Origin of the sequence: Robbsia andropogonis (assembly GCF_000970345.1) — a bacterium.
Classification (GTDB): Bacteria; Pseudomonadota; Gammaproteobacteria; order Burkholderiales; family Burkholderiaceae; genus Robbsia; species Robbsia andropogonis.
Genome location: NZ_LAQU01000005.1, coordinates 28,496 through 52,493, shown reverse-complemented (window position 1 = coordinate 52,493; position 23,998 = coordinate 28,496). Strand labels below are relative to the sequence as shown.

The 23,998-nt window shown below is 60.8% G+C and carries 17 protein-coding genes; 7 read left to right on the top strand and 10 right to left on the bottom strand.

Annotated elements, in window-relative coordinates; genetic code table 11:
- The first annotated feature begins 19 nt into the window (after positions 1–19).
- From WM40_RS06570 to WM40_RS06560, 3 genes are read left to right on the top strand one after another with little or no spacing between them, the layout of a single operon-like run.
- Complete coding sequence (locus tag WM40_RS06570) at positions 20–1,219, top strand: efflux RND transporter periplasmic adaptor subunit (RefSeq protein ID WP_157685740.1); 1,200 nt, start codon at positions 20–22, stop codon at positions 1,217–1,219.
- Positions 1,216–4,581, top strand: a complete 3,366-nt coding sequence (locus tag WM40_RS06565) for an efflux RND transporter permease subunit (RefSeq protein ID WP_024904018.1) — start codon at positions 1,216–1,218, stop codon at positions 4,579–4,581. The genes WM40_RS06570 and WM40_RS06565 overlap by 4 nt, the downstream gene beginning before the upstream one ends.
- Positions 4,578–6,323 (top strand): TolC family protein, encoded by a 1,746-nt coding sequence (locus WM40_RS06560; RefSeq protein WP_052738200.1) that lies wholly within the window; start codon positions 4,578–4,580, stop codon positions 6,321–6,323. Before WM40_RS06565 ends, WM40_RS06560 begins: the two co-directional genes overlap by 4 nt.
- Before the next feature lie 105 nt (positions 6,324–6,428).
- Here the strand turns inward: WM40_RS06560 and WM40_RS06555 are convergent, their stop codons facing one another.
- Both WM40_RS06555 and WM40_RS06550 read right to left on the bottom strand, forming a co-directional pair.
- Positions 6,429–6,881, bottom strand: coding sequence for a hypothetical protein (locus tag WM40_RS06555; protein ID WP_024904016.1), 453 nt, complete (start codon positions 6,879–6,881; stop codon positions 6,429–6,431).
- 119 nt (positions 6,882–7,000) lie between these two features.
- Positions 7,001–8,932, bottom strand: a complete 1,932-nt coding sequence (locus WM40_RS06550) for a hypothetical protein (protein ID WP_157685079.1) — start codon at positions 8,930–8,932, stop codon at positions 7,001–7,003.
- 61 nt (positions 8,933–8,993) lie between these two features.
- Between WM40_RS06550 and WM40_RS06545 the strand changes: the two genes are divergently transcribed.
- Positions 8,994–9,416, top strand: a complete 423-nt coding sequence (locus WM40_RS06545) for a hypothetical protein (protein WP_036010572.1) — start codon at positions 8,994–8,996, stop codon at positions 9,414–9,416.
- 105 nt (positions 9,417–9,521) lie between these two features.
- On the opposite strand, the gene WM40_RS06540 is transcribed toward WM40_RS06545, so the two are convergent.
- Entirely contained in the window at positions 9,522–11,618 is a 2,097-nt protein-coding gene (locus WM40_RS06540) for a hypothetical protein (RefSeq protein ID WP_046152500.1), read from the bottom strand.
- Between the two features lie 277 nt (positions 11,619–11,895).
- Complete coding sequence (locus WM40_RS06535; RefSeq protein ID WP_046152499.1) at positions 11,896–12,909, bottom strand: zinc-binding alcohol dehydrogenase family protein; 1,014 nt, start codon at positions 12,907–12,909, stop codon at positions 11,896–11,898.
- Positions 12,910–13,036: 127 nt separating this feature from the next.
- Here WM40_RS06535 and WM40_RS31230 point away from each other — a divergent pair, with 127 nt between their 5' ends.
- Both WM40_RS31230 and WM40_RS27730 read left to right on the top strand, forming a co-directional pair.
- Complete coding sequence (locus WM40_RS31230; protein ID WP_024904011.1) at positions 13,037–14,077, top strand: LysR family transcriptional regulator; 1,041 nt, start codon at positions 13,037–13,039, stop codon at positions 14,075–14,077.
- 4 nt (positions 14,078–14,081) lie between these two features.
- Entirely contained in the window at positions 14,082–15,020 is a 939-nt protein-coding gene (locus WM40_RS27730) for a LysR substrate-binding domain-containing protein (RefSeq protein WP_024904010.1), read from the top strand.
- A 5-nt stretch (positions 15,021–15,025) separates the two neighbouring features.
- Here the strand turns inward: WM40_RS27730 and WM40_RS06520 are convergent, their stop codons facing one another.
- From WM40_RS06520 to WM40_RS06510, 3 genes are all read right to left on the bottom strand, one after another.
- A complete protein-coding gene (locus WM40_RS06520; RefSeq protein WP_330218154.1) occupies positions 15,026–16,768 on the bottom strand; it encodes a hydantoinase B/oxoprolinase family protein in 1,743 nt (580 codons plus the stop codon).
- A 160-nt stretch (positions 16,769–16,928) separates the two neighbouring features.
- On the bottom strand, positions 16,929–19,076 hold the full coding sequence (locus tag WM40_RS06515) for a hydantoinase/oxoprolinase family protein (protein WP_096349157.1): 2,148 nt from the start codon (positions 19,074–19,076) through the stop codon (positions 16,929–16,931).
- 132 nt (positions 19,077–19,208) lie between these two features.
- Positions 19,209–20,273, bottom strand: coding sequence for a hydroxyacid dehydrogenase (locus tag WM40_RS06510; RefSeq protein ID WP_024904007.1), 1,065 nt, complete (start codon positions 20,271–20,273; stop codon positions 19,209–19,211).
- A gap of 392 nt (positions 20,274–20,665) precedes the next feature.
- Between WM40_RS06510 and hutG the strand changes: the two genes are divergently transcribed.
- A complete protein-coding gene (hutG, locus tag WM40_RS06505) occupies positions 20,666–21,490 on the top strand; it encodes an N-formylglutamate deformylase (RefSeq protein WP_024904006.1) in 825 nt (274 codons plus the stop codon).
- 62 nt (positions 21,491–21,552) lie between these two features.
- On the opposite strand, the gene WM40_RS06500 is transcribed toward hutG, so the two are convergent.
- The 3 genes from WM40_RS06500 to WM40_RS06490 all read right to left on the bottom strand — a co-directional run bounded on the left by WM40_RS06500 (position 21,553) and on the right by WM40_RS06490 (position 23,943).
- Positions 21,553–22,797: a saccharopine dehydrogenase family protein gene (locus tag WM40_RS06500; RefSeq protein WP_024904005.1), complete on the bottom strand. Its 1,245-nt coding sequence runs from the start codon at positions 22,795–22,797 to the stop codon at positions 21,553–21,555.
- Positions 22,798–23,189: 392 nt separating this feature from the next.
- Positions 23,190–23,447 carry a hypothetical protein gene (locus WM40_RS06495; RefSeq protein ID WP_036010568.1) on the bottom strand — a complete coding sequence of 86 codons (258 nt, stop codon included), beginning with the start codon at positions 23,445–23,447 and terminating at the stop codon, positions 23,190–23,192.
- Between the two features lie 49 nt (positions 23,448–23,496).
- Positions 23,497–23,943: an Lrp/AsnC family transcriptional regulator gene (locus WM40_RS06490; protein ID WP_024904003.1), complete on the bottom strand. Its 447-nt coding sequence runs from the start codon at positions 23,941–23,943 to the stop codon at positions 23,497–23,499.
- Positions 23,944–23,998 lie beyond the last annotated feature (55 nt).

Below are 23,998 nucleotides of genomic sequence, written 5' to 3'. Positions count from 1 at the left end.
AAGCGTCTTACCTTGGACCATGGCTTTCCTGGCAGTAGCGGGCATGACGGCTTGCGACAAAACCCCACCGCGGGAGACAAGCCCACGCACGGTGATTACGGCGATCGCCGTTGGCAGCGCCGCGACGACGGCGAGCGGCACGCAGGGTGCCACCGGCGGGAGATTTTCAGGCGAGGTGGCGGCGCAGATCGACACCGCGTTATCGTTTCGGGTGAGTGGCCTGATGGTCGCGCGCCCCTTCCAGGCCGGCGACCGGGTCGCACAGGGTGCGGTGCTCGCGCGACTCGATGCCGCGGACGCGCAAGCCCAGGCGAAGGCCACTGACACGGCGGCCCGTACCGCGGCCGACAATCTGCGGATCGCCACGATCCAGCGCAATCGTGACCAGAAACAGGCGGATGCGGGGCTGATTGCCCCCGCCGAGCGCGAACGGAGTGAGCAGCAATATCTGTCAGCCATGGCGGACAACGCACGCGCGCAACAACAAGCGACGGCAGCGCGAAATCAATTGCGCTATCAGCAGATCATCGCGGAACGGGCCGGTGTCATCACCGATGTCCGCGCGGAGCCCGGGCAGACCGTTTCGGCCGGACAGGTCGTCTACACCATGGCCATTGACGGTCCGCGTGATTTCATCGCCCAGGTTGCCGATACGACAGTGGCATCGTTGCAGGTCGGCATGCCGGCGAGTGTCGTATTGAATGCTCTGCCCGAGCGGCGATTTCCGGTCCACGTCCGTGAAGTCGCTGCCGCGGCCAATCCACGTAGTCGCACATACGCGGTCAAGCTCGCTTTCGATCGCGAGGACCCGGCGGTCCTGCTGGGCATGAGTGGCACCGTTCTGCTTGACGGCGCCGCGCGCGCGAAGGCAAGCATGGACGAAAACGCGCGTGCACAGGCCGGTACAATCCCGCATGGCGAAGCGACAGGTGTGATCGTTCCCGCCACGGCGCTGTTCCACGTACAGCAGTCGCCGGCTGTCTGGGTCGTGGACCCCAATACGCACGCGGTGGCATTGCGACCCGTGGAAGTCGCGCGGTACGGGGCGAACGAGGTAACGTTGCGAGGGGGACTTCGTGCCGGTGAACAAGTGGTGGCGCGCGGCGTCAACGTCCTGTCGGCGGGCGTGAAAGTAACGCCCCATCTGGACGACGGACGCGCGATCCTGTCAAAGCCGGCGGTGACGGCGAAGTCGGCCAGCGAGGGCGCGTCGCAATGAGTACGTCTGATCGTGGCAACCTCTCCGCGTGGACATTACGGCATCAGTCGTTTGTCATTTTCGCGCTCGTCCTCGTCACGGTGTTCGGGGTGTTGTCCTATTCGCGGCTATCCCAGTCCGAGGATCCACCCTACACCTTCAAGACCATGGTCGTACGAACGATGTGGCCAGGCGCCAGCGCCGAGCAGGTTCAATCGTTGGTAACCGATAAGATCGCACGGACGTTACAGCAGACGCCCGATGTCGATTTCCTGCGTGCTTATTCGCGTCCCGGCGAATCCACGTTGTTTTTTACGATCCTCGACAGTGCCCCGAGCAGCAGCGTGCAGGACACGTGGTATCAGGTGCGTAAAAAAGTGGGGGATATGTCCTATACGCTACCGCAAGGCGTGCAAGGACCGTATTTCAACGACGAATTCGGTGATGTCTACACCAACGTCTACGCGTTGCAGGGAGACGGTTTCTCACCAGACGAATTACGTGCTTATGCGGACGCGCTTCGCTTCCAGTTATTGAAAGTGCCAGGCGTGGCAAAGGTCGATTATTTTGGCGACCAGCGTCCGGAAATCGATATCGAAATCGACAACGCCCGACTCGCCCAACTCGGTATCGCGCCAAACGATATTGCCGCGGCGATCCGCGCACAGAATGCGGTCAGTGCGGCGGGCACCATCGATACGTCCGAGGATCGCATCACGGTACGGCCATCAGGGCAGTTCGGCCCCTATGCGCCGGCCGCGACGCCCGCCACCGCCTCGGGCGACGTTCGCCAACAACCGTACGACCCCGATGCCACCGCCCGCGCCGCGCTGGGTAACGTGCTGCTGCGCGCGCCTGCGGCCAACACCACCGCGACACAGGGTGGCGCAAGTGGGACGGCCGCAGGCGCGACATTCCGGCTAGGCGATATCGCCACCATCCGGCGCGGGTATGCCGACCCGCCGTCGGAAACCATGCGCTTCGGCGGCAAACCGGTGCTGGGAATCGGCGTCACGATGGTTCATGATGGAGACGTGATCGCACTCGGCCAGGCACTCGACGCGAAAGTTGCCGCGTTACAACCCACCCTGCCCGCGGGCTTGTCGCTGCTGCCCGTTACCAGCATGCCGCACGCCGTGTCCAGCTCGGTTTCCGAATTTATCCATTCGGTCGCGGAAGCCGTGATTATCGTTCTCCTGGTCAGCCTGGTGTCGTTGGGATGGCGCACCGGCATGGTGGTCGTCATCTCGATTCCGCTGGTGCTGGCCGCGACGGCACTCGGTATGTCGGTTTTCGGCATCGGCCTGCACAAAGTGTCACTCGGCACACTGATCCTGGCATTGGGCTTGCTCGTCGACGATGCGATCATCGCCGTCGAAATGATGTCCGTGAAATTGGCGCAAGGATGGGAGCGCGGCAAGGCTGCGGCCTTTGCCTACACCAGCACCGCCTTTCCGATGCTGACCGGTACGCTCGTGACGGTTGCAGGCTTCCTGCCCATTGCACTCGCGCGCTCGGGGACCGGCGAATACACGCGATCCATCTTCGAGGTGTCGGCGTTGGCGTTGTTGCTGTCCTGGTTATCCGCCGTCATCGTCGTACCCCTGCTCGGATACCACCTGCTCCGCAAGAAAGCGAAAGCGAATACGCCGCGGGATGTGTCGTCGAACCCGGACACGCAGGCACCGTCCGCGGCGGACCATGACGGCGCTTACGACTCCCGCTTTTATCATCGCCTGCGTCATTTGATCGGCTGGTGCATCACACGGCGCGGGCGCGTGCTGCTAGGCACGGGCATTGCGTTTGTATTGGCGCTGGCAGGTTTCAGCCTGGTATCACAGCAATTCTTCCCGAGCTCCAATCGCCCTGAATTGCTGATCGATCTGCGATTGCCCGACAATGCGTCATACGACGCCACGCTGACGCAGGTGAAGCGCCTGGAAACCATATTGCGCGACCGGCCCGCGCTCGCCCAGCACATCACCAACAGCACGGCTTTTGTCGGCAGCGGCGCGCCGCGCTTTTTCCTCTCGCTTGACCAACAACTGGCGCAACCCAATTTTGCGCAGTTCCTGGTTACCGCAAAGTCCGCGGAAGACCGCGAGGCATTGGCCGAGGCGCTGCGTCCCATCCTGCGCGACAGCTTCGGCTTCTTGCGTACCCGCCTCACGCGCCTGGAAACCGGGCCGCCCACCGGTTATCCGGTTCAGTTCCGTATCAGCGGCGACAACATCACTACGGTCCGACAGATCGCCGACCAGGTGGCCGCACGCATCGGCACCGATGCACGGGTGCGAGACATTCAATTGGACTGGGACGAACCCGGCAGACGCGCCCTTACCTTTGATGTGGACCAGGCAAAGGCACGCGCCGTAGGCGTCAGCTCGCAGGACATCGCGCAGTTCCTTGCAATGACCGTGGACGGCTATCCTGTCACGCAATGGCGCGAGGATGACCGTCTGGTACCGATCGTCTTGCGCGGTCCACGCGATGAGCGACGTGACCCGGCACGCCTGATGCAATTGTCGATGCCGACGCCACAGGGCCCGGTACCGCTCAACGCGCTCGGGCGCTTCGTGCCGGGCCTGGACTACAGCGTGATCTGGACGCGCGACCGGCAACCGGTCATTACCGTGCAAGCCGATGTGGTCGATGGCGCTTCAGGTCTGAACGTGATGGCCGTACTGGACAAGGAATTGGCACCGATTCGCGCGGCGCTTCCCGTCGGATATATGGTGAAGGCAGGGGGACCGATCGAGGAGAACGCGAAGGCGCAGGGCTCGATCTTTGTCCAATTGCCGCTGTTCGGCCTTGTCGTGCTGGTGTTGCTGATGATGCAGCTACAAAGTTTCTCCCGCACCCTCCTCGTTATCTTGACCGCGCCGCTCGGCCTGATCGGCGTGGTCGCCGCCTTGCTACTGTTCCATCAGCCTTTCGGCTTCGTCGCCATGCTCGGCGTGATTGCCATGTTCGGCATCATCATGCGCAATTCGGTCATCCTGGTGGACCAGATCGAAACGGATATTCGCGCAGGCCATCCGCGCCTGGATGCCATCGTCGATGCCACCGTGCGCCGATTCCGTCCCATCGTACTGACCGCCGCCGCCGCTGTGCTGGCCCTCATTCCGTTATTGCGTAATAGCTTTTTCAGCCCGATGGCCACGGCCCTGATGGGCGGCATCACGGTCGCCACCTTGCTGACCGTGTGCTTTGTTCCTGCCTTGTATGCAGCATGGTTCCGCGTCAAACCGGACGAAACGAACGAGGCCAGGCGTAATCTGCCTGATGACGATGGAAACGGAGGCAACGCATCACGGGCCGGGACCGCGCCCAGATCGCATCCATCCGATGATGGACTTCCCGTAAAAGGAGCGGACGCATGAAACGCACGCTACTGCCACGCCCCGGTGCACGCCATGCAGCCGACCACCGCACGGATTCTACAAGCGCGCCTCGCCCCGGCCTGTTCGCACGCCAGCGGCAAAGCCATCCCATTCACCGCGACGATGCGCCGACGCCACCACGGCAGCCACACGCCACGTACCTTGCTTGCGCGCTATTCGCGTGCGCGCTGCTGGACGGCTGTACACATCTGGTCCCCGATGCCACGCCGCCCCAGGTCACCGTGCGTGACGATCAGGGGGTCTTCCGCGCACCTGATGTCGTTGTACCCGCGGTACCCGTTATCGCGCCCGCCGCGTCGATGCCCGCCGATAGCACTGCCGCAACGAAGACGGCACCCTGGTGGCATCGTCTCGGGCAGCCTGCATTGGCAGCAACCGTCGACGAAGCATTGGCGCGAAATCCCGGCTTGGACGGGACAGAGAAACAGCTCGCGGCCGCCCGTCACGTATTGCAGGCAGCCATCGGTAATGCGACGTTGCCGTCGGTCGATCTCGGCGCCGACGCATCGCGCACGCGTGGGCCTGGCATTCCGACCATTGGGCCCGACGGGACCCTGCAGAAATCCGGGACAGCGTTCTACGACGATTGGTCGACATTCGTCAGCGCATCCTATGACGTCGATCTCTTCGGCGCCACACGCCTGGACAATGAAACACGACGTAAACAGGTCGACACGGAAGCCGCGCAGCGCGACGCGGCACGCCTGGCGTTGGCCTCTCGCGTCGCCACGACGACGATCACGCTCTCCGCGCTCCAAGCCCAATGGCAAAACGCCGTCCGCACCGCCGCGCTGTCCGACGCCGACTTGGAAACCACGCTGCGCCGTGCGGCACTCGGCGCTGTCAATGACGATGCGGTGCTGTCGGCACGGATGCAGGCCGACTCGGCACATGCAGCGGTGGCGGCGGTGGAGACACAACGCGCAACCGCTCGCCACGCCTTGGCAGCACTGCTCGGACGCACACCGGACGCGGCGCCCCAGCCGCTGCCGTTCAATACACACCGCGATCCGGGAAGCAATGGAGACGGCACACTCGCCCCGGGCGGCGCGCCCATGAATCGGACCGCCCTGGACAGCACGGGCACGAATGCGGCAAACGCGGGGCCACATGGGGCAAACGGTGCCGGCATCCCGATTCCGACTGTCGTGCCATCGGAACTATTGGCGCAAAGGCCGGACATTCGCGCCGCCACGGCAGCGTTGCAAGGTAGCGCGATGGCGGTAGGGGTTGCGCGCGCGGCGATGTTGCCGCAGTTGAAACTGACCGCACGGCTGGGCCGTGGCGGCTTTCTCCAACCTGATTTGTTGTCCGGACCCGCGTGGATCTGGTCGGCGGCAGCGCAACTGAGCGCGCCTCTGTTCCACGGCGGCGCCTTGCGGGAACAAGTGCGCGGGGCGCAGCAGACATTCGAGGCAAGCAAGGCGCAGTATCGGCAAACGGTCTTGCAGGCCTTCCAGCAGGTCGCCGATGCATTGTCAGCGTTGGACGCGGATCGCACGCGTATCGATGCATTGGAGAAGCGTACGGCGTCCGCGGAGCGCAGTACGGACCGCCAACGAGAAAAGGCACGCCTCGGGGCGGTGCCGACGACGACCGTGCGAGCCGCGGAACAACAGGCCTTGTCCGCGGAGCGCGATTTGATCGACGCACGTGCCACGCAATGGCAAGACTTGATCAAACTGTACGAAGCGATCGGCGCCACGGTGCCGGCCGCGTGACATTTTCACCATCAGACGCAGCATGGCACGTCTGCGAAAGCATGAAGCAATTGGCATCCAAGGCCGCGTAACGTCGGAACGCAATGCACATGTTGGCGTAAGCGACTAAGCACTTACGTGTTCGTTCATCCAGGTGCTTTCGGCCAGGTCGAACAGTCCGGCGCAAACCTCGATGGCCACGTCAGGCGCAACCGCGTTCATCACCGTCACGGCGTCCAACGCCGTGGCGATCACCTGCATCGCCGTTTGCTGTTGCCGCAATGCGGCGAGCCGCGCCACTTCGTGACGGCACCAACGGTTCAATTCGTCGATCGCGGCCCACACCTGCGCAGGCGCCGAGGCACCATCAAAACGTGGCATGGGTCCGTAAGCGAGTGCGGGGCCCGCGACGCCCGGCATCGCGACCATCCGCTCGCGGACGGCTTCCCACTCGTCTGCAAGCGACAGGGCAACGTCTAACGACGGGCAATCGGGCGACCCGATATCCCCTTTCGGGATTGCCAATGCCATTGCATCATGCACTAGACGGAGCCGGGGGTTGATTCGATTCGACGGCATTATGGATATCTCTTTTCCAAACATCGCCGCATGCGATCGTCGGTACGCTTCGCGAGGGCTCACTTCCCCTGTGTCGCGGATGCGGGAATAAGGTTCCAGTACTGCCTGGATTGCGCGCGTTATCGATGTCGCGGAGAGATGAGATTGCTGCCGTATGACTGCATCATCCGATTGCGCAAGCTGTTCGTCACACCAAAGACATCACGACGCTGCTCCAGCAAGACATCAGCCGACAGTGTCTCCTGGATCTTCCACACCGCCGCCTCGAAATCATGCCGTCCTCGCGGGTCATTGAACCCGATACGCGACAGCAATTCATCAATCGGTATCGACGACGCCAACAGCGTTGCCGCATAATGTTGCAAGACATTATCCCGAAGCACGGACTGCATCTCTCGCGATAAGCCAAAACGTTTGCAAAACGCGACCCACCGCTCGGACGGTGTGCGGCCGTCGGGAAGCTCCTCCCAATACGCTGCCACCTCTCTGCAAATCCATCTCGAAAAATGCATGGAGGGCGCGATGAAACTGGAGCCCTCGTCACAAAGATAGGTTTTCAGGACGGAACGCAGCGCGTCCGGATCAAATAATCCGTAGAGCGCTTGGTTACGCTGTGGGTCATAAGCACCCAGAGTATTCAGCGCCGCCCCCCAATCGGACGGCGGAAGCAAGGTCTGCATGCAGACGAATGACTCGTAAAACACGTCCCGCATGCCCACGGCATCGGCGTGGCCGAGCGTCGCCCACATTTGGAGCAGCGCCGTGAATGCCCGTCCCGCAAGCGCGGATCTTCCCGTTTCCACGCATCGCGGCACGATATTAATTGCCCAGAATGTCGCCTGTTCCAAAATGACAGTACGTATTTGTTCATCGAACCAGGCAAGATGTTTTGCGCCTTCGAGGCGGCACGCCAAACGGTGCATCAGTGCGGGTTGCGCCTCCCACTGCATGCCATTGACCATGCCGAAAGATCTATACCATTCCCGGCCATCTTGTATCTCCGCGACGAAATCATGCAGCACCAGAAAAAGGTCGACCGTTGTCTGACTCGGCAATGCCTGCACCGTGTCCATTTCCATTGCCAAGATATAGGACCGGGCAGCATGAGAAACACGCTCGCTCATCGCACCGGTCTTTTTTAAAAGAACCCGCCACGAACCGTCCAGCCGAAGATCAGGCCCGATCATTGCCAGCAGGTGCAGTTCGGCGTCATGCCAGACCGAACTTTCCGCACGTTCATCCCATTGACGGCAATGGTCTTCCAATGACAACGCCCTGCCCCGTTGGGACACGCCATCGACAACACGCTTCGCGATCCTGTACGCTATTCGGTCCGCAATTCTCGCGTGCTGCGCACGGCTGACGCCAAAGCACACCGTCAGCCTTTTCGCGATATGACATCCCCGCAGCCGAAACAGCAACATGCTTCCAATCTCGGAAGCCAGCAGATCCGACACTTTCGGTAGCTCGCCGCAAAAACGTCGGGTGAAATCGAGCACATACTTGGAAATCAGTTGATCATGGCCTCCCGCCTCCAGCAACACCTCAAGCACCGGCGGCCATTGGGCAAGCGGCAAAGGCGTCAGTTGCCGTAAGACTGCATGCACGGTTGCATACGACCTGATATGGTCTCGCGGCATGGTCGCGTGGTAGTCGGCAAGCAACCAATCAACCATCATCGCATTCATGACGTCGGGGGACTGACGTCGGAGCCATTCCCAGGATTGCTTGATAGACTCTTGCCACATCCGCCACACCACTTCACTATTACTTCCCTTGATAACGACCATCCTCGCGGCAAGTTGTCGTAGTAACGCCGGATGGCACCTATCAGGCAATTTCTGGATATTGCACAATGCACCAACAGCGTCGATCTCCTCGGTTGCGTCCTTGATTCGATGCACGACGCACGAGATATGCAATCGATTCAGCCGCTTGTCGCACAACGACAGCAGCATTCTCGCCTCCCATGGCAACCGTTTCATCAGTCCCAGCAATGCATCGTCCGACAGACCGGTGAGCGTCGCGTCTTCAGGAAACAACTCGCTCAACGGAACATCATAGGACAGTAAAACCACAGGCGCGCCATGCTTCCAATGTTGAGAGATATGGATGTCCGGCGTCGTGGCGGGCGCTTGCGGTGACGGCGGGTGCGGCGGACGTCTATTCGAAGGTAATAACACGCGCCTTCGCTTGCGCCACGGACTGACCGTTTCGGGCGTCGTACGCGATGGAGACTGGGTAAGTGATCTGATGACTGTAGACGCGGAGGAAGGGGATGGTGGTGGTGATGGTGATGACGATATCGGTATTGCTGAAGAAGCTGGCTCAGGGCTAAACGACGACGAGCGCCTTCGCGCCGGCGTTTCAATTGAAGATGGGAGAGGCGTAAGACTTGGCGATGGCTCCTTAAGTGGCGTGTCGTTAGCCGGGTCGTCCAGGACACCGGCCGGCCAGAATGGAGATGCCACTGTCCAGCTTGAATTCATGCTTAAGCTCCAATTGCAAATAGGTATCCACGGCGGCGTCTTCTAAAGGATCAGGCGGACGAACGCAATACGGCGCCGGAACAGCGCTCGACCGCCGAGTGAATGCCCGCGGCCGATTTCACACGTCTATCAGGCGATCGGACACCGTGCGCTATCGCCGCCGCCGCCGAAGCACCTCGCCACCGAACCGCGCCGTGATTCTTTCGCGTAATCGATCCGTCAAGCCGAAGACATGAAGGCGCCTTGCCAGGGTCGTATCATCCGGCAAGGCGCTCTGGACGTCCCAGCATGCTTCTTCAAACTCATGCCGTCCCTGCGAATCATGGAAGCCGGCGCGGGACAGCACTTCGTCGAACGAAGTAGGTGCCTGTGCGAGGTTGCGTGCATAGTGCTGCAACACATCGCGACGTAGCTGCGTTCTCATCTCCCGTGGCAGGTCGAATCGACTGCAGAACGCGTGCCATCGCTCGACCGGTCTGTCGCCATCGGGTAGCGCGTCCCAATATGCTGGAACCTCTTTGCAGATCCATTTCGCGAAATACGGTGACGGTGACATCAAGCAGGAATGCTTATCGCAAAGAAAACGCTTCAGCAGCGCATTTAATGCTACCTGGTCTACCAGTCCGAATAAATCGCTACCGTGCCGATGATTGAACAGGCCCACACTATCGAGCGTCGGTCCCCAATCGGGCGGCGGGAGCGCGACGGGCAAGCTGGAAAATGCCTCGTGGAAAACGTCTTCCTTTCCTTTCCGGTCGACTTCACCAAGCGCCGCCCACAAGCTCAGCAATGCAGCAAACGCTCTCCCACCCAATCCGGAACGCCCGTTTCGCGCGCAGCGCGGTACGATCTCGATCGCCCAGGCAGAGGCACTGTCCAACAAGGAAACCCGGTCTTCGTTATCAAACCAGGCACGGTGTTCGACCGGAGCGAGTCGGCACGCCAGACGGTGCATCAGCGCCGGCTGCGCTTCCCATGGCATTCCCTCAACCATCTTGTAGCTTTTCTTCCATGCATCAGCGCCCTCCACTTCGCCAAACGATTGGTGGAGCGCCAGAAACAGATTGTGCTGCGTCTCATTCGGCAACGCTTGAAGCGTATCGCTCTCCAAGGTCAGAATATGCCGCCGCGCGGCCATCATGACACGGTCGGAAGTTGCGTCACTTTTCTCCAAAAGCACCCGCCAGGAGCCGTCCGAGCGCATACGCGACCCGAGCATCGACACCAAATGGCGCTCGGCAAGACGTTTCACGTCACTTCCCACCCGCCTGTCCCACCGTCGGCATCGTTCATCCAGAGATCCTGACATGTACAACGTGCGCGGCGATTCCACGACGTGCTTGGCAATCGCATATGCAATGTTGTCGGCAATACGCGCATGTTGCGCGTCGCTAACGCCAAAATGCAAAGACATCGCTTTCGATACATTTCTGGTATGCAAACGCAAGAGCAAGGTACTTCCCAACTCGAAGGCGAACGTATCCGACACGCTTGGCAACGTTCCTTGAAAATACTTCGCAAAATGATCGATGTATCGTGTTACCAGTTGGTGATGTCCGCCAGCGGCTACGAGTACCTCCAGGATAGGGGGCCATCGGATCAGCATTAGTTTGCTCATATCCATTAATACCGCTTGCACCAAGGCATGCGGCTTGACCCGATCTCTCGGCAGAATCGCCCCGTATGCGGCTATCATCAAATTGACGATGGCTTCGCCTTGCAATTCATCAGGCTGACGGACAATCCAATGCTGAGATCGCCTGATGGATTCACGCCACATCTGGAGCACCATCTCGCTGCCGCTTCCCTTGATGCCAATCATTCGCGTTGAAAGTTCGCGAAGCAATATAGGGTGCCGTGCTTCCGCCATACGCTTGATGCCGCACATCACATCGATCATGCCAACCACATCCGTGACACGCTGGATTCGATATATGGCACAGCCCAGGCTTAATCGATACAGTCGCCTACTGCAGATGGACAACTGAACCAGGGAGTCCCATGGCAAGCCTCCCGTGACCACAATCAGACGGTCCGCTGGCAACTCAGACAGGCATGACGCTGCCCCGTATGTCGTCGCTTCCTCGCTTGGGTCGGCGAGCGGCACTGTACGTACGCGGCTTGCTTCAGGCGAGGTGATGTAGATATTCGGTTTCTTCGCGGTCGTTGGCGAATGCATCACGCTTGCCCACTCGTCGAGTTCACGGAACGAAGGGCGGATGAGCACGTCCGTCGAACCACTATCCATTTCCACACTCCCAATTGACGCGATGGCCCGGGGGACGCGTGCGTCACAACGGAGTTGCACAGAGGAACCGCTGGCGGAACGGGCACGCGAACGTTTAGTGGTATGGAGAATAACGGATGCAAAGCGCAACGGCGATGCAGTGGGCCACTTGCATTCGCGTGGTGCTGCAATACGGCGCCTAACGTAATGAGACGAAGAGGCCCGGACGGACGGAACCGCCAGTCCGGTCTTACAGTTCGCCCGGTTTCAATCCGCCAGGCGTGATGCGCACGCGTGATTACTTCGCGACCAGCACAACCTTGCCGATCATGTCGCCACGTTCCACCAGCGCATGCGCCTGCTTCAGGCTGGCGGCATCGATGCCATCGATGCGTTGCGTCGCCGTATGCCGGAGCACGCCGCGATCCACCAGTTGCGCCGCGCGTCGCAACAATGCGTGTTGCCGCGCGATCGTCTTCGTCGTATAGATTGATCGGGTGCACATCAATTCCCAATGGATCGCAATCGACTTCGACTTGAACGGGCTGATATCGAGGTTCTCCGGATCATCGATCAAGGCGAACTGCCCTTCCGGACACAGGACCTCGGCAATCTGCGGCACGTGGCGAGCGCTGTCGTTCAAACCGGCGACGTGACTGACATGCGCAAACCCAAGCGCCGCAAGCTGCGGTTGCCACGGCTGATGGTGATCGATGGTATGATGCGCGCCGTGGTCCAGTACCCAATCACGGCTTCGTGGCCGTGACGCCGTGCCGATGACGGTCAGGCCGGTCAAAGCCCGCGCCAATTGCGTCAGAATCGATCCAACGCCACCCGCCGCGCCCACTACCAGCAAGACGTTATCTTCCGTGGGGTCGGCCCTTTGCACTTCCAGGCGATCGAATAACAATTCCCATGCCGTAATCGTCGTCAGCGGCAACGAGGCGGCATCGGCGAAATCAAGTGTGGTCGGCATCGGTCCGACAATGCGCTCGTCAACCGCCTGCAGCGCCGCGTTACTGCCTGCGCGCGTGATATCGCCCGCATACCATACGCGATCACCAACCTTGAAACGGGTGGCGAGCGGGCCCACCTCCTTGACGACGCCCGCCGCGTCCCATCCCGGAATACGTGCGGTGCCTTCCGAGGGCGTGGACCCGCGACGCACCTTCGTATCCACCGGATTGACCGAAACCGCCTTGACCTCTACAAGTAGGTCATAATCGCGCAATGTTGGCACAGGCAGTTCCAAATCGACCAGCGCATCGGCGCGATCAAGGGGACCGGCTTGATAAAAACCCACTGCTTTCATCGTGTACTCCTGGTAGGCGCGCCCCAGCCTCGGGCACGGGGCGCATGTGCGATGGCACCATGATGAACGAGGCCAACGGTGAAAAACAGCCGTCTGGCACGCAAACACTTTCCGCGAATCGCAGAAAATGATCCGACTTGATGATGTTGCCATCTTTGTCCAGACCGCGGACGCCGGAAGTTTTTCACTCGCCGCCCGACAAATGCATATTTCGCCAGGTCTGGCGAGCAGCGCCGTTCAGCGTCTGGAAAAAGCACTTGGCTGCCGGTTGTTCGTGCGCTCCACGCGAACGATGCATCTCACCGATGACGGCGCACGCTATCTGCCGCATGCGCGTGCCATGCTGGCGGCGCAAGCGTCGGGCCAGCACGCGGTTCGGCGGGACGGTGCACGCGTCGCCGGACCGCTACGGCTGTCAGCACCATCGGATTTCGGTCGCAACCTGCTTGCGCCATGGCTCGACGCATTCCAAGCACTTCATCCCGAAGTCTCCATTCAATTGCGGCTGAGCGACCGGGCCGTCGACCTGTTCGCACAACCGTTGGACGCGGCGATCCGCTACGGCACCCCGTCCGATTCAGGCCTGGTTCTGATGCCTCTGGCGCCGCAGAATCGACGCGCACTCTGCGCCTCACCCTCCTACATCGCACGTCATGGCCCGCTTGCCAACATCACGGATCTGGCATACCACAATTGCCTGCGGTTCATATGGGGTGATCAAGTGCATGAACGCTGGCGTTTCCATCCGTCGGCGCGCACGCTGACGCCTCCCCGGACCGGGAACGCCGTGCAAGACGCTCGCACGCCATCGTCCGAGGTGTTCAAGACGGTCAGCACCGGCATGCCGGACGAGGCGGGCATGTCGTCGTCGGATACGCGTTCCAGCTCGCAGGACTGCGTGGTGGAAGTCCGGGGGGACCGGATCTGCGACGATGCCGATGTGGCGCGCCGCTGGGCCATCGACGGCCGCGGCATCGTCTACAAATCCCGTATCGACGTGATGGACGATTTACGCGCGGGCCGCCTCGTCGAACTGGTCCCCGGCGATTGGTGTGAACCCGCGCCTTTGAACCTGCTTAGTGCGGAACGGTCAACACTGTCGCCCTCCGTGCAACAATTACGGGACTTCCTGCGGTCACGTTGCCTTGAACACCTTTCGCGAGCCTGATGCCATGCCCTCGTCACCGTCGCTGACATCGTTGAAGGTCTTTGAAGCAGTCACTCGCCATGGCTCGATCCGCCAGGCCGCGCTCGAACTGGACCTGACCCCACAGGCGGTCAGTCATCGCATCAAGACCCTCGAAGAGACGCTTGGACGCGCGTTGTTCGTACGCCGTGTCAGCAGCGTCACACCAACCCCGGCCGCGCGCCTGTTGCAGGAACATGTCAGTGCCGCGATGAAATGCATCGACGACGGCCTGGCGGCGCTGACGCGAATGGACAGCACGCAGAAGCTATCGATTCAGGTAAGTCCGTTTTTTGCATCGCATTATCTGATGCCCGACCTGAGTGCTTTTACGCAGCGCTATCCTGACCTGGACCTGCGCATTTCCATTGCAGTCGAGATGCCCGACATGAAACGGGCGGAACTCGATGGCGTCGTGCTATGGGGATACGGCGGCGCAGGCGACATGTTTTTCGAAACCACGCTTGTCGACGATTTGAAGGTCATCACCTATAGCGCTGACCTGGCCGAAAAAAAACCCATCCACACACCGACGGACCTGCTGGATCACACGCTGATTTCGCCTTTGGCCGATACCTCCCTGTGGCGCCATGTGCTGTCATTGATGCAACTGCAGGATGCGCCGGCCAGGCATCTGCTGCAGATTCACACGCACAGCGCGATGCTCGACGCCACGGTGAGTGGGCTTGGCGTTGGCTTGTTGTCATATCCGGATGCCATCGCGCTGATCCAGCAAGGCAGGTTGCTGGCGCCGTTTGGACTCGACTATCTGAAACGCCTGCCGGCCACTGAAATGCCGCGCTTCACCCTCGTGCAATTACAGGATGCGCCACCGTCGGAGATCATGCAGGCGTTTGTGGCCTGGCTGCGGGAGATCGTACAACGCGACGCGGCGCGCGACCATGCGGTGACCAAGACCCCATGACATGGTCAAAAAACATGGGGGTAGTCATGGACGGCTTTTTCCCGAGAAAGGTAGCCGTGATCGATATCGCGCTGTACCAAAGAGGCCGGTCGGGCGGCGGCATTGCCATACCCGCCGCCGCCAGGCAACGCCAGCACGAGACGACGCCCTTCCGGTATCCGCTGCGTGCCTTTCGCGCGCAGCGGGGTACCATCGTCCAGGCTTACCGTGCCCGGAGCGCCGGACGCTCCACCATGATGTCCCCGTGCGGGATAGACGACGCGTTCGAACATCGCATTGAGGCTGAACACGAACCCCTCCTTTGCGCCGATCTCGATACGCTGGCCCAGTCCGCCACGCCACCGCCCCGCGCCACCGGAATCGGGACGCAACTCCTTGCGCCAGACGACAATCGGCCCGATGCTTTCGGTCACTTCGACGGACATCGTCTGCACGCCGCTCGGAAACGCCGTTGCACTCAGGCCGTCGCTCGACGGGCGGGCGCCGGTCCCGCCGCTATTGAAAACGAGCATCTCATGTCGCAGGTTACGCGTCTCAGGACGCACCCCTTCGAACTTCATCTGCAGATTCCATAAGGCGCTCGCGCCTTCCGCCGGCACCAGGTCCGACACCAACGCCTGCAACGCACCCAGGGTCACATCAGGCAGCAGATGGCCCAGGACGTGACGCACGGCCACCGCATGCGGCCGCGGCGCATTGAGAATGCAGCCCTCCGGGGCGGTAATCTGAAACGGCCGCAGCGATGCCCAGTTGTTCGGAATCGCCGGCGCGATGGCACATTTCAACGCGTAGCAGGTATAGGCCTTGGTATAGGTCAGCGGAACGTTGATGCCATATGCGCTGGGCCCGGAAGTGCCGGTATAGTCGGCGCGCATCGTGTCGCCTTCCGCGCTGACAGTGACCACCAGTTCCACCGGCTGGTCGTAGCCATCGACGGTCATGCTGTAGGTATGCGCGCCGCGTGGCAGTGCGGCAATGCGCTCGCGGGTGGCCCGCTCGCTGTTTTCGAATATGAAGGCGGCGAGTCCCTCGATATCGTCGAGGTCGAACTCGTTCATCATGTCCATCAATCGGCGACGGCCGGTGTCATTGCACGCGGCCAGGGAATGGAAATCGCCCACGACCTGATCCTGTTCACGCACGTTCGCCCGCAGGATGTCGATCAGGTCGCGGTTGATCTCGCCGGCACGGAACAACTTCATCGGCGGAAAGCAGATGCCTTCCTCATACACTTCCCGCGCATCCGGACCGAAACCACGGCCACCAATATCAACGACGTGCGCGGTGGAGGCGAAATAACCGATCAGCGTGGGCGCGCTTCCCGAGGCACCACCACGCGGCGTACGGAATACCGGTGTCACGACCGTAATGTCATGCAGATGCCCGGTCCCCATCCAGGGATCGTTGGTCATCAATACATCTCCTGGCGACAACGTATCAACAGGGAAGCGTTCACAGAAATGGCCCACCGCATCCGCCATTGAATTGACGTGCCCAGGCGTGCCGGTCACTGCTTGCGCGACCATCCTGCCCTGGGCATCGAACACGCCTGCCGACAAGTCACCAGCTTCGCGCACGCTAGTACAGAACGCGGTACGAATCAACGTGATAGCCTGCTCCTCGACCACCGAGATCAGCCGGTTCCACATGATCTGCTCACGCACCTTGATGGCCGTACCGCCTTGGCCGCCCGTCTTGCCTGCCGCGTCACCCATACTGGCGGTACTCCCCGTTCCGTTGCTGTCCATCGCTTTACTCCCCGGCCAAAGCCGTCTTTTCGGTCTTTATCAGCCACATCGATGTGGCGACGATCCCAAGGGGTGTCCGATGACACCTACCGCCATATCGCGGCAAGGTCCCACACTACATGCCGTGACGAACTAATCATCTCGGGCCTGCCGGGCCACGTCAGGCCTGATGGCGTTGAATCAATAGGCAACGATCCCGTTGCAGCGTCACGCTGAAGCCCTGGGGCACCAATGTCGACGTCTCGTTTTCCAGGACAATTGCCGGCCCGTCCAAGCGCCATCCCACGCGTAGACTATCGCGATGATGGATGGCGCACTCGTGGAAACCCCCGCGTTTCGCGTCGAATACGGGCCGCCGTTCGAGCGGCCGCGGCGCCTCTTCGCCGTCACATGCCACACCCGCGATCTCCGTCACGCGCGCGGGCACGGGGACTTCCGTGCGAAGCGACAATGCCCAGCTGACCACTTCGACATCGAGCCCTTCAACCTCATGTCCGAAGAGCTGCACATACACGGCGATAAAGGCCGCACGCAGGGCTGCAACGTCGGTACCCGCTTGGAAATACCCCACCGCAACCGGAACGGGAATCTCCCATCCCTGCCCCGCATAGCGCATGTAGGCGCGCAATTCACGTACCGTGGCGCCGCCATGTCCTGTCTCCGCGACGAAGGCGGATACCTCGCGTTCCATCTCATCGATCAGCGTATTGACCATCGCCACATCAAACTCGCCGAGCCGCATGACGGCGCTACGCAGCGATTCATAGCCAAAAGGGGCACGCAGAAACCCGATCGCGGAACCGACGCCGGCTCCCGGGGGCACCAACAGTCGGTCGATGCCGAGTTTCTCGCAAAGGCGGCCGGCATGCAGCGGCGCGGCACCGCCGTAGGCGATCATCGTGTAGCCGGCAAGCTCGCAGCCGTTTTCGACCGCATGAACACGAGCGGCATTGGCCATGTTCTCGTCGACCATCTCGGCAACGGCGCATGCCGATTGCACCGCGTCCCCGCCGAGTTGCGTGGCGATGGCCTGCTCCAATGCGCGACCAGCGGCCAGCCCGTCGAGGGCCATCGTACCGCCGGCAAACCGCGCCGGATCGAGTTTGCCCAGTACCAGATCGGCATCGGTCACCGTCGGCTTCTCGCCCCCGCGACCATAACAGGCGGGACCGGGCTCCGATCCAGCGCTTTCCGGCCCCACCCGGACCTGGCGCATTTCATCGACATGGGCGATCGAACCACCGCCAGCGCCAATCTCGACCATTTCGATGACCGGAATCGAGATGGGCATGCCGCTGCCCTTTTTGAAGCGATAGGTCCGCGCAACCTCGAACGTCCGCGCGGTCTTCGGACGCTGGTGTTCGATGAGGCAGATCTTCGCCGTGGTGCCGCCCATGTCGAATGACAGCACATGATCCAAGCCATAACGCGCGGCTACGTCGGCGGCATAAATTGCGCCGCCCGCGGGTCCGGACTCAAGCAATCGAACCGGGAACATCGCCGCGCTGCGTAGCGACATCAGTCCCCCGCCCGAATGGATCATGTACAGCGGGCAGCCAATGCCCTCCTTCTGCAACGCGGCGGCGAGCCGGTTCAGATAGGACGCCATCAATGGCTTGACGTATGCGTTGGCGCACACGGTATTGAATCGTTCGAATTCGCGAATCTGCGGTGATACCTCCGATGACAACGACACGGATAGGTTCGGCAACGCCGCCAGCAAGCGATCGCGCACCGCCCGCTCGTGTCCGGGATGCCGATAGCTGTGTATCAGCCCAACGGCCACGCTGTCGAAACCCTGCTCTGCAATCCCGGCGATCACCTTGTCAAGGCCATCGAAATCGAGCGGCACCAGTTCGTTCCCTTGCGCGTCCATTCGTCCAACCACCGTGAAGCGGTCACAACGCGGCACCAGCGGCGCGGGGAGCATGATGCCGAGATCGTACTGTTCGAACCGGCTTTCCGTGCGCATCTCGATGACATCGCGGAACCCTTCGCTGGTGATGAAAGCGGTACGCGCGCCACGGCGCTCGATCAGCGCATTCGTCGCGAGGGTGGTGCCGTGAATGATCGACTGAATGGCGCCGGGTGCAATGCCCGCGAGCGACGCAGCGCGAAGCAGCCCCGCAAGGATGGCCCGTTCGGGACCCGCGTAGTCCGTCAGGACCTTAGCCGAAAACAATCTGCCGTCACACTCAAGCGCGACATCGGTAAATGTCCCACCGATGTCGACACCGGCGCGAATCGATGTAAAGGCGGTTGTCTTAGCGGCGGCGGATACGGAATGGGAACCTGCTGTCGTCGTCACCGGTTGCTCCCCTGCATAAGTTTGTCTGATTCGAATCCATCTTGCTTCGAGGAACGGAATCAGGCAATCAACGACAAAATTCCCCGGGGGTAAATTAAATTTGCCCTATAGCCTTGCAACGCGTCGAAGTTGTCATTTTCCCCAGCACGTGTCGGCACTGCCCACGTCTTGTCGAGGTGAGCCGGCAGCGCTTCGCGTGGCACGTCGATGCGCCCACACTTCCGGATTCACCAGATGTCGCGGCCGTTCGTCACGCAATACGGCGACAACCTGTTCTACGGCAACGGTAATCGTCGCGACCAATGCTTCCTGCGTGGCGCCACCGATGTGAGGGGCGCAAACAAGGTTGGTCTCGGGCGACAATGCAAGTAACGGTGAATCCGCAGGCGGCGGCTCCTGTTCGAAGACATCGAGACCCGCGCCGAACAGGCGTCCCATCCGCAACGCCTCCGCCAGAGCAGCTTCATCGATCAGCGTCCCGCGCGAGGTGTTGAGCAGAATGGCCGACGGCTTCATCAGCGCCAGCGTGGCGGCATTGATCATATGCACGGTATCCGCACGTGCGGGGCGATGCAGGCTGACGACGTCCGCACGCTCCAGCAGTTCCGGCAGCGTCTCGACCCATTCCATACCGTCGGTGGCAAGCTGCGCACGCCGCGTGGCATCCAGACTGGGAGACCAGACGCAAACGCGCATGCCGAAGCCATGACGCGCTATATTGGCAAACGCGCTGCCAATCGCCCCAAATCCGGCTATCCCAAGAACCTTGCCGTACAATTCATGCATGGTGTGCGAAAAACGGAACTGCCAGTCACCACTACGGCTGGCATGATGCGCTTGCGGCACCTTGCGCGCCACCGCGAGCAACAGCGCCATCGCATGTTCGGCAACGGATCGCCCATTCGCGCCCGGCGTGTTCGTCACCGCAATGCCGCAATGCGTGGCATGCGCGACATCCACTTTATTCGTACCCGCGCCATGGTTGCCGACGACCCGCAACCGCGGCGCGTGATCCAGAACCCATGCCGGCATCCCGGCATCGCGGGTAATGACGGCGTCGGCGTCGGCGATTTCCCCCGCGATACCGTGCATTGTCGTGGCGCTTGCCTGTCGTACCGCAATGCCCGCCGCCGCCAGTAATTCCCACCCGATGGGATGGACCGGTTGTGTAATCAGGCACGACCACCTCTCACGCATGATTCGGCGTTTCCTTGTTTTCAAGTAAATGCATCAAGTCAACAGCAGGCACGCCAGCAAATGCGCGCCTTTCTCAAAATCCGGGAACAGCATGCCTCGCTGGCAGGCGACGACGGCGTCGCCGCGAATGAATGGGGCAGCGATGACACGGGAGAGGAAGAAAGGGACATCGTTTCGTTGGGCGCTCCGATAAGGCGACGTAGTTGCGTTACGTTGTTTTTACGTAAGTGAGTAAGGGCGTGTTGCAGGGATGATAACGTCGAAGGACCGCTGCCGCGCACTAAAAACAAAATGCGTGCTTTGCCATTCAGATATTGTCGGATGCCGTCCTCCGTCGTCACCGGGTTATGATGCGCTATGCGATTTGCTCGTGCCACACCGTTTGAAAGCTCATGAAGACTGGCTATACGTTGCACCAAGGCGACAGCGCCTTGCTGATTTCCATTCCCCACGTGGGTACAACGATCCCGGAAGTGCTGAAGCCCGTATATTCGGCTGCCGGTCTGACGGTTCAAGACACCGACTGGCATCTGGATAGGTTGTACGATTTCGCCCGGGAGATGGGCGCCACGATATTGTGTGGGGAATACTCCCGCTATGTCATCGACCTGAACCGCCCGCGCAACGACGAAAGCCTCTACCCGGGGAAGGTCACCACCGGCCTGTGCCCGACGGAAACATTTCTTGGCGAGGACATCTACCTGCCAGGCCAGGCGCCCGACGCCGCGCAAAAAGCAGCGCGGGTGAACGAATATTGGCACCCGTATCACCATACCTTGATGCAGCAAATTACCCGTCTGCGCGAACGGCATCCACACATCGTGGTGTGGGAAGGACACTCGATCAAAAGCCATCTACCACGCCTGTTCGATGGCAAGCTATGGGATTTGAATCTGGGTACGGCCGATGGTCGTAGCGCGGCGACATCGGTATCCGATGCGGTGATGCACGCGGCGGGATCAGACGGTGCCTATACGTCGATACTGAACGGGCGCTTCAAGGGCGGCTACATCACACGCCATTACGGCAAGCCTGACCAGGGTGTGCACACGGTGCAGTTGGAGAAATGCTGGTCGACCTACATGCACGAAGACGCACCCTATGACTACGCGCCCGCCATCGCGGCACGCCTGCAACCGCTGCTGCGCAAAATGTTGCAGGCCGCCGTCGACGCCTTGCCGACAACGCACGTGCCGCCACCGGCCTATCCGGACTGATGCCGGAAAAGGCAGCTGTGCAAAGGGGATGGAGAGAGGACATCGGTGGACGCGCGCCAAGTCTATGCGGCAAAGCACGTGATACCTTCATGGCTTCCCGTGATGGCTGCAGTGGCCGTCCGATTGCCGTCACTCGCCGCCATATTCACGCCATTGTTCGCCGCGCGCATATCGTTGCCGATACTCGCAAGATCGTAGGCGGCACCGAATCGATTCGCGAGGAACACGTCCAGATCGACCTGCTCTTGCGCAATGAAACCCGATTGTGGCAATAGTTTTCGCCGGAAAAGATCCACCGCCGCGCAGACACCCGCCGCGGTCGTGATCTGGATGGCGCTCATCGAATGACCCGATGGCGCATCGGTGCTCACCGCCGTCGCGCCCGAACCAAACCATCCCTCCTGGCAATGCCGCGCGACGATCTTGCGCGTAAAGATCTGCTCCATGTAACGCCCGTTGCGTATTCCATTGACCGCCACGAAGACCAGCACGATATCCTGCTCGGTTGCCGGCACCGCGTCCTGCAATAGCGCCTTCAATGCCGCCGGTTTTTGCGACAGCTTCATATCGTCCAACAAGAAGCGCATCAATGCGCAATGTCCAGGGTAGCGAACTGATTTATAGTCGAGCGTCCGGACCTTGCCCGCAAGCGTTTCGCAAAGCGTTCCGAGTCCGCCTGACGTGTTGAAGGCTTCGTATTCCACGCCATCGAGCGAAAAATGCTCCAGCCCTTCCATCGGTGCCGCGTCGGTCAGGATGCCATCGCGAATGGCTGCACACGGGTGCCGATATTCGTTGATCAGCCCGTCTATGCTCCACGTGAGGTTGTATTTCAACGCGTTGGTCGGAAACTGCGGCAACGCGCCGACGCGCATCTTGATATCGTGCACCACATCGAATCGACGACTCAAGCTGTGCGCCGCGATGCCGATAAAGCCGGGTGCCAGTCCGCATTGCGGCATGAAGGCGGTCGTCGCATCACGCGCAAGCGCACGAATGGCGCGGGTCGCCTGCACGTCCTCGGTAAGATCGAAGTAGTGCGCACCCGCTGCCGCCGCCGCGTGCGCGGCGGTGATCGCCAAGGAAAACGGCAACGCATTGATAACGGCGTCGTGCTCTCGCGCAAAGCCCGTCACCGCGGTTCCATCCGAAACGTCGATTACCGTCGTGCCGACGTTGGTGTCCGCGAACGCGCCCAAGGCCGTCTCATCCCGGTCCGCCACCGTCACCTGATAGTCACCGCTGTCCTGCAGCAACCGCGCAATCGTCATGCCGATGTGGCCCGCGCCCAACAATGCGATCTTCATGGCGTTCTCCATTTTTCGGGTCAAGGAGTGATGAAGCCTGTATAGGACCGACTTACGGGCCGACACGACTGGATGACTTCATTCTACGGAGAAACATTGACGGAAAAAATGCTGAAATTGACGAATAGACGAGTACTTCTCGCCATTTCGACGACTAACATCGACGTTTTGTCAGAAACGGATCGAAATTCGTCAATTGATCGATGTCTTGCTGTGCCGCCGACAGAACAAGACGATATTGATCGGCGAGGCAAAACGGGTAGTCATTGGAAAGAAAATAGGCGCACGGAATACGCTCGAACGAGCGACCGGTTTACATCGTGAAGCGTGTTTCCGGGCCGGCTGCGCCAGCAGTGCGACGCGACGGTCGCCGGGAAAAACAGCGGGGGCGTTCAGCGGCGCGTACGAAGCTGTTCCATCAACTCGGCAGTGACACGCGACGCAGGTCCCGGACGCTCCATCCGCGCATCCATGCCTTTTTCAAACAAGGTCGCCCCGACGTTCAGCAGACACTGGACGTCTTCGAGGGAAAGCTTGTCTTTATTCTCGGCGATCCAGGTCGCAAGATCGGAGATTGCATCATCGACCAAAGGCGCCTGATCGTTTGCGAAGCGGCGCTCGAACATCCTGATTACATCGAATGGGGTCATGCTCTGGCCTCCTGCATCTTCTTCCTAGCGTAGCACAGCGAAGCCCGTATTAACGCTCGATCTTTCGCGCCAGGATAATCGAGGTCGTCGTGCGAGCCACGCCTTCGATTTCCGCGATGTTGTCCAGCAGGGTGTCAAGCCTTTCCGGTGAACCGGCACGCACCCAAGCCACATAGTCGAACTCACCGCTCACCGCGCAGAGCAGCGTAATTTCCGGCATCCGCTCAAGCTGTTTCAACACATTCCGGCCGGACTTCGCCTGTACGACGATGCCTACATGCGCTTGCAGTGCGTGGACGTCGATATCCTTTCCCAAACGCACCCCATACCCCGCAATGATGCCATGACGTTCCAGACGGGTGATACGCGACAACACCGTGGTGCGCGCGACACCCAGCTTGCGCCCCAGGTCAGCAGCGGATTCCCGTGCATTGGCCTGCAGCAGGGACAGCAGTCCGAGATCGATGTCGTCCAATTCGTCGAAGCGCAAACTCATCGCGCGCAACCTTTCAAGATCACACCTGGGACCGTACGAGGCGGGCCGGCATCCC

Bases quoted from the DNA above. Each gene is read 5' to 3' on its own strand.
- WM40_RS31230 (WP_024904011.1), top strand. From the start codon at position 13,037: ATGATCCGACTTGATGATGTTGCCATCTTTGTCCAGACCGCGGACGCC.
- WM40_RS06555 (WP_024904016.1), bottom strand. From the start codon at position 6,881: ATGCCGTCGAATCGAATCAACCCCCGGCTCCGTCTAGTGCATGATGCA.
- WM40_RS06500 (WP_024904005.1), bottom strand. From the start codon at position 22,797: ATGAAGATCGCATTGTTGGGCGCGGGCCACATCGGCATGACGATTGCG.
- WM40_RS06540 (WP_046152500.1), bottom strand. From the start codon at position 11,618: ATGGATAGTGGTTCGACGGACGTGCTCATCCGCCCTTCGTTCCGTGAA.
- WM40_RS06535 (WP_046152499.1), bottom strand. From the start codon at position 12,909: ATGAAAGCAGTGGGTTTTTATCAAGCCGGTCCCCTTGATCGCGCCGAT.
- WM40_RS27730 (WP_024904010.1), top strand. From the start codon at position 14,082: ATGCCCTCGTCACCGTCGCTGACATCGTTGAAGGTCTTTGAAGCAGTC.
- WM40_RS06510 (WP_024904007.1), bottom strand. From the start codon at position 20,273: ATGCGTGAGAGGTGGTCGTGCCTGATTACACAACCGGTCCATCCCATC.
- WM40_RS06490 (WP_024904003.1), bottom strand. From the start codon at position 23,943: ATGAGTTTGCGCTTCGACGAATTGGACGACATCGATCTCGGACTGCTG.
- hutG (WP_024904006.1), top strand. From the start codon at position 20,666: ATGAAGACTGGCTATACGTTGCACCAAGGCGACAGCGCCTTGCTGATT.
- WM40_RS06565 (WP_024904018.1), top strand. From the start codon at position 1,216: ATGAGTACGTCTGATCGTGGCAACCTCTCCGCGTGGACATTACGGCAT.
- WM40_RS06570 (WP_157685740.1), top strand. From the start codon at position 20: ATGGCTTTCCTGGCAGTAGCGGGCATGACGGCTTGCGACAAAACCCCA.
- WM40_RS06560 (WP_052738200.1), top strand. From the start codon at position 4,578: ATGAAACGCACGCTACTGCCACGCCCCGGTGCACGCCATGCAGCCGAC.
- WM40_RS06520 (WP_330218154.1), bottom strand. From the start codon at position 16,768: ATGGACAGCAACGGAACGGGGAGTACCGCCAGTATGGGTGACGCGGCA.
- WM40_RS06495 (WP_036010568.1), bottom strand. From the start codon at position 23,447: ATGACCCCATTCGATGTAATCAGGATGTTCGAGCGCCGCTTCGCAAAC.
- WM40_RS06545 (WP_036010572.1), top strand. From the start codon at position 8,994: ATGTCCGGCGTCGTGGCGGGCGCTTGCGGTGACGGCGGGTGCGGCGGA.